Genomic DNA, 6,233 nt, shown 5'->3' with positions numbered 1-6,233 from the left:
TTCGGCTCCGGCCAAAAAAGTCAGAAGCACGGCACCGGAGGCCGCGAGGAAACGAAGCCATTCAGAATTAGATCCCAGTAACTCAAACTTACCGTAATAGCCAGCGACCGCAGCCGCGACAACTCCCACACAGATTTCGACAAGGGCAATAGATACGCGAATGTGGTAGGCGATTATGGCAGAGATAACAGCCAACCCGAGCCACAGGGCCGCAATGGTGAAGATGTGTTCCATTATGGAGTCCTCCTTTCTCAAATCTCTTTCCGGACCGAGATTCGGGCATAAAAGAGCCCGCCTGGCAGCGGGTTACTTCTCAGACCTTCATGTCCTACCGCCACACAGGGTTGCGCGGTAGGAGTCATCAGCCCGGTCCGAGCGGTTTTTCAAGGGGGACTCCATCCCCAAAGTCTGCAGGATTATACGGCGAAGGCCATCAAATGTCAACGAAGATTTTATGGGTGTTACTTCTATGCTATTACTTTCCAACGTGTTCCGTTCGCGCTCGAGTATGTGGTTTCTATCCTGAACTCAAATTCCACAAAAGTTTGCTGAGAGTGATATTGGGGTCGCTTTTTATTTGAATAACAGCTGAAAAATAATCAAACATTAAAAAGTTGCGAAGATCGTTTAAGGGCCCCATTATGGTTATTGACCTGTAATGAATGCAATTATATTATATTCGATGAATTCTTCAAGATTGATGAGAGGTCGCTGTTTTTAAGATTAATTGACAGCAAGCGTCTGCAATAGAGAGTTCTTTAAGGAAATTCATCTCGGGGAAATGGAATCAGAAATAGGTCAAATGCTTGCTGAAAATAATCCCGGAAATTATGACGATTTCAGCTGCGCAATAATGGCATTTGGAACAGATGAAAATGATCTAATAGATATTATTTTTCAATTTGGCAAATGCGGCGTCTGTCGTATCTTTAAGAAAGAATAAAATTGGCCGTTTTGAGAGGACATTCGTATTTTCGACGTTTGATTCGACACCATGCCACATAAAAGCCGGTTGTTTTTTGGCTTTCTTGTCTAAACACTCTGCATATTCAAGCATATATTCTGGAATCAATTTGCGAACTCTGGCAAGTATCGCCCGCACTGAGTTCCTTGAGATATCCGTTATGAATGCAATATCCGCATATGAGAATTCCCCAATATACAAAAGCGACAATATTAGGCGGGACTGCGGTCTGAGACGGACAATAATATGCCTTACGAATTTCTCTGAGAATCCGTTCGCCAGTCGCTGTTCCAACTGCTCAATTACTGAGATACTGTTTCGCGGATTGCCCGCCTCGGGATCAGAAGTTACACTGATGTTCTCTGACAGATATTGGCCTGAATGATACCACTTTTGTCTTTCTTTTCCAAAACCAAGGAACTCTCTTGTGAGTACCTTGAATAGCCGTGTCTTATTGCTGACTAAATCATAAGTGTAAGACCACTTATCATAAGCACGTGCCATAGTATTCAATACCAGATCTTCAGCAATACTATCATGAATGGTTAGCCACAACGCAGTTCTTCTGAGTGCTTCAAGATGAGGAAATGTATCTTCCTCAAACGTCTTCCTTCGGTCTGTTTTCATACTGTTACCTGCTCAATCTACCTTCTTTGTAGGTATCGCATCAAGTCATGTGCACTTTTCTCGGATGCGATTCAAATTTTATGGCGCTTGCGGCTCCCGATTTTTAATACCGCCTATAACCCCGATCCCTGACCTGCGCCGTAGTCATACCCTCACGGTAATGAATACTTTTTGAAACCGCTTCGGCGGTCACATTTGTAATTCCAGCATTCACCATCGAATTATTGATTTTTCTTTTGCTAAACTCTTCTTCCCAACCTGATCGTTTTATTATTGTTGACATGAATTTGTCTCCTATTTGCCTATTCCTTTATTAGTCAAGCTCTGAAGGCCGACCACGCTACCGATGAAAACTTGGTTATTTCCCTGGTTGTAACTTAGCCTGGTACGCCAAGTTTTTAAGTGGTCCCGCTCTGGCGCCCGTATGCGGCGACAAAGCGGGTACCCCACCGCAACAGAGTCAATGTATGCTAACAGTCCTTGGAAGCTAGGCATATCAACAAAGTTCTCCGACAGGACCATAAGGTCCAGACTTTCACCATTACTCCGCGTCAACCTATTCGCCGACCACCATCTTGACACGGTCACCAGCCTTGAAGCCGGCATTTATCTCTGTCTGATTGATGATGGCCAAGTCCTCAAGTGACAGGGGCGAATTCGCCTGTGTCGCCAGTTGGCTCAAACTTGCCCCTCGATCAAGCGTGATAATCTTGAGATGCCTCGGCTGCATCCGAAGTATGCTCTCATCAGTCAAGCGCTGGAAACTTCCCAAAGAACTGACGATGATACTTTGGTACTTCGCCCAGACTTCCTCGGGGGCATAGCCGAGTAATTGGTACGTATATCCCTTATATGTGACAAACGTAGCTTTGCCGCGCAACACTCCCTGATCAGTCTGCGCCCGAAACTGCACTGAAGCAGTCTGCAAACCGTTGACATTGCCCGTCTCGATTCGCTCAGATTGTAGCCCCTGCTGTCCCAAGAATTGTTTGGCCGCGTCGTCACTGGAGGTTCCCTGCGCAATCGTGATTTGCACAATTGCATTCTGATCACTGCTCAGCCCAGCAACGGCCTCTTTCTGATTCACGGTCTGCCAATCGGAGGGGAATTCAAATTGAAACTCCATTTCGGGATGGTAGAAGCGGTTTTCGCGGAAGAACCCGTCGCGCGGATTTTGACCGAAAATCATGCCGTTGATACGATCTAGATAGCTGTTCTGATTCACCGATAGCTGACTCAGGTTCAACGAAAGCGTATCAATTTCTTTCTGGAAAGCCACGCTTCGGTTCCCGGGATCTGGATGCGTTGACAACCATTCAGGCGGACTTCCGCTATCACCTGTCTGACTGACGCGACTCAGCATATCAAAGACATGGATCATTTGCCGTGGGTCATTACCATCCCGCACCATATAGCGAAATCCGAGGCGATCCGCCTGGCTTTCATCGTCACGACTATACTTCAGATACAACAGCCCAAGTCCAGCATTGATATACTGGCCGTATCGCTGAAGTTTTGGTTCGATCATCATCCCTGCTGTCACGCCCAGCTGCGTCACCTGCTGCGAAGACATGCGATGCACTGAATGCTGTGCAGTGACATGGCCGATCTCGTGGCCGATCACCCCAGACAACTCCGCCTCGTTTTTTACATAGGTCATCAGCCCGCGCGTGACATAAATAAATCCCCCAGGAAGGGCGAAAGCGTTGACTACCGGGTCATCGACCACGCGAAAAGTCCAGGGGAGATTAGGGCGTTCAGAAGTTTTGGCAAGTGCCGCGCCCAGCTCTTGCACATAACGTTGCAAGGCTGTATCGGGGTAGAGCCCGAGGCTGGCAACAATCTGAGAATCCGCCTGCTGGCCCATTGCTATTTCCTGTGATTCGCTAATCAAATTGAGGTGCCTTTCGCCCGTAGCGAGATTAGCGGCACAGCCTGTTATACCTAAACATACCATCAGCGCAATCAGAGCGAACCAGGTAGAGGTCAAGGCAATAAAATGGTGAACCACTCCTGTCGATTGTATTCTTAAGATTTTCATAATCCTCCTAAGGCGTTACGGATAATATGACAATCCCTATATTATTATCCTCCTGTGCCACAACTTGCACACCTGTAATTATCGTGTCGGGATAGGCCGTATCAAGAGGCGCAATTGTGACATCATAGGTTCCTTCCGGAAGGGCAACAAGTTTGAACGATCCATTGGCCGCATCGCTCACCGTTGAAACGGTATCAACAGCATTAACCGTCGTAGTAATCATACTGCGAATCGAGGCGGGACTGATGATTCCGGAAATACTTCCTGAGACGACATTGGCCACAACCCTTATCACCGGATGAAGCCTATACTGACCGTTGTTTGTCGGTTTAATTGACCTGGCAGCATCGAAATCAAGAGTCAGCAAATAAAGTTTACCCTCCTCAATATCGAAGTTATGGTTCAGCTTAAGACCGGTGGCGCTGGATATATCCAGTGCATATGTCACGCCGTCGATAACGACATTGCTTCCCGATCCTATGCTGAGTCGAATCTGTGTGTATTTTCCGGCCGGCAGCATTTTATCGCCAAGGATACTATTAACGCCATTGGTTAATGTCAACAGGTCATAAACGGCAATTGTGTCGTTCACTGTCATCCAGCCGGATGACACATCTGAGTTGGCGCCATGGACCTCAACTTTTTTCACGACAATATTTACTTGATCAAAACCAGCGGGGGAATCAACTAATATTAGCCTAATCTGTCCCTGCCCTGAAGGTGATGTAGGTGAATTTGAGCAACCCGCTATCAAGATGAGGCAAATCAGAAACAGGTTCCGGAATAATTTCTTTATGATCATATTAGTAATCCTTTTATGTTTTTGTATATTGGCAAAACTCTTCAAGGAGTGCACTTATGCCGCTTTACCGCGGGTTTGCCAGCGCCGATCAAAGACTATCAGTATTACCCCGGCAAACACAGCCAGAGCCCCGGCGATCGGTGAAAATGGGATCTGTTTGGTTTCATTGACTTGGAGATGCATATCTCCCACGTTGATTGCATTTCTGCTGGAAGTGTAGGATATCCCTCCATAGATTAACCCAATCACTCCGAGTGCGATTAGAATTATACCGATTATGGTCATTATCTTCATAAATGCTCCTTGTTTGATAAAGGCCGCGTTATATTGCCCGTCGGCCGGAAATTAATCTGAAAATTACTGCAATAATGGCAATGACTATCAGAACGTGAACAAGACCACCCAGCGTATAGCCTGTTAACAGGCCAAGAGCCCATAGGATCAACATTATCATGGCAATTGTCCAAAGCATGGGAATCTCCTTTCTGTCTGATTTGGAAATGCTGCCGACCATGCATCATAGCGATAGGCAGCAGCGATCCAATTATTGTTTTTTTGATTTACGATTCAATATCTACTTCCCGAAAGTCCAACCAACCGTGGCTTTAAAATCGGGGGCGTCTCCAAGGCCAAGTTTGCCCTCAATAAAGAAATGCCCGGATTGGTTGCCTGCGGACCCCTTGCCGATACCAAACTGCAAATACGCGCCGAAATCCGATGAATTGTCTCCGTGCTCAAATGAGTAGAATAAAGGTCCAACGCCTCCGCCCAGATATGGCGTCCAGGCGCCCCAGTCTTCACGAAATCGGTAGTCCAGCTCAAACGATGGAGCAACCATTGTCAAGTCATCGCCAATTCCGATTTCCAAATTAGCCAACATCATCAAATTCGGAGCAAGATCACCGAAGTCAATGTGGCCGCCAAAATGTACCTGATCAGGGTTCATCGTAAGCCCCACTCGCGGTCCAATACCGTGGAATCCGGCAGAGCGTTGACCCGCAGTAGCCGTCAGGCCGCAAAGCAGGATGAATAGAAGTGAAGAAAAAATAATTTTAGACATTTGTAATCCTTTCGAATTGAAATTTTGAAATTAACCCAATTGGCTTTTTACTTCATGTTAGTACCTGTATCCGTTATTACAGTGCAATCTGCATTGCTTGACTCGAGTAAAATGTTATCTCACTGCCAACCCCATAGAAGATGTCCTGCTTGCCGGTTGCGGCAGCTAAACCTGTGCCGGCAGCGGCACCCGCAGCGGCGCCGATTTCGGTGCTGCCATCCTTATTAATTATCTTACCGATAATTCCGCCTACTATGGCTCCACCGCCAATCATGGCGACCTCTCTGTTGGTATGTGACCCTTTTGTTTCCGTTATCATAATTGTACCGACATCGATCCAGTGTTCATTGGCATCCTGGATGGCTGTTATGCTGAAGCTTAATTCAGCCGGAGTCTTGAGATGACCGGATTCTACCATATTGTTCAATATCCCTCTCGCCATGGTGCCGCTTGTAAACAGAGTTTGTCCATTCACAACGATGGCATCAATTAATTCAGCGCGGAAGGCTGAGCCGGTCACATGTACATCGGTGTCGATCGAATCGACGAGTCTAACTTTTATCGGAGTACTTGCGGGCATTGTAACAAAAGTAGCGGCCGCTTGAACTGCCGGTACTCCTGCTCCTTTATCGGCATCACCAGTGGCGCCACATGACATTAAGATGAGCGTCAGCGGTAAAATTAATAACAGACTAATATTTCTTAACATGCTTTTCACCTTTTTTTAGATACTTTTAAT

The 6,233-nt window shown here is 46.6% G+C and carries 8 protein-coding genes; all 8 read right to left on the bottom strand.

Features of this window, described 5'->3' with window-relative positions; translation table 11 throughout:
• On the bottom strand, positions 1-234 hold a 234-nt coding region (locus JXQ28_13780; protein MBN2278803.1), incomplete at its 3' end, for a cation:proton antiporter.
• Between the two features lie 646 nt (positions 235-880).
• Positions 881-1,591, bottom strand: coding sequence for a sigma-70 family RNA polymerase sigma factor (locus JXQ28_13775; protein MBN2278802.1), 711 nt, complete (start codon positions 1,589-1,591; stop codon positions 881-883).
• Between the two features lie 556 nt (positions 1,592-2,147).
• Positions 2,148-3,632, bottom strand: a complete 1,485-nt coding sequence (locus tag JXQ28_13770; protein ID MBN2278801.1) for a M48 family metalloprotease — start codon at positions 3,630-3,632, stop codon at positions 2,148-2,150.
• 7 nt (positions 3,633-3,639) lie between these two features.
• Positions 3,640-4,434, bottom strand: a complete 795-nt coding sequence (locus tag JXQ28_13765) for a DUF4382 domain-containing protein (protein ID MBN2278800.1) — start codon at positions 4,432-4,434, stop codon at positions 3,640-3,642.
• Positions 4,435-4,488: 54 nt separating this feature from the next.
• Complete coding sequence (locus JXQ28_13760; protein MBN2278799.1) at positions 4,489-4,728, bottom strand: hypothetical protein; 240 nt, start codon at positions 4,726-4,728, stop codon at positions 4,489-4,491.
• 28 nt (positions 4,729-4,756) lie between these two features.
• Positions 4,757-4,906: a lmo0937 family membrane protein gene (locus tag JXQ28_13755; GenBank protein ID MBN2278798.1), complete on the bottom strand. Its 150-nt coding sequence runs from the start codon at positions 4,904-4,906 to the stop codon at positions 4,757-4,759.
• Between the two features lie 102 nt (positions 4,907-5,008).
• Entirely contained in the window at positions 5,009-5,494 is a 486-nt protein-coding gene (locus JXQ28_13750) for a hypothetical protein (GenBank protein MBN2278797.1), read from the bottom strand.
• Positions 5,495-5,570: 76 nt separating this feature from the next.
• The gene (locus JXQ28_13745; GenBank protein MBN2278796.1) at positions 5,571-6,203 is read right to left on the bottom strand and encodes a hypothetical protein; all 633 of its coding nucleotides are present in this window, start codon (positions 6,201-6,203) and stop codon (positions 5,571-5,573) included.
• Between the last annotated feature and the right edge of the window lie 30 nt (positions 6,204-6,233).

It is taken from the genome of Candidatus Zixiibacteriota bacterium, assembly GCA_016933955.1.
In the GTDB taxonomy this organism is placed as follows: Bacteria; Zixibacteria; MSB-5A5; order GN15; family PGXB01; genus JAFGTT01.
This window is presented reverse-complemented; position numbering and strand designations above follow the sequence as displayed.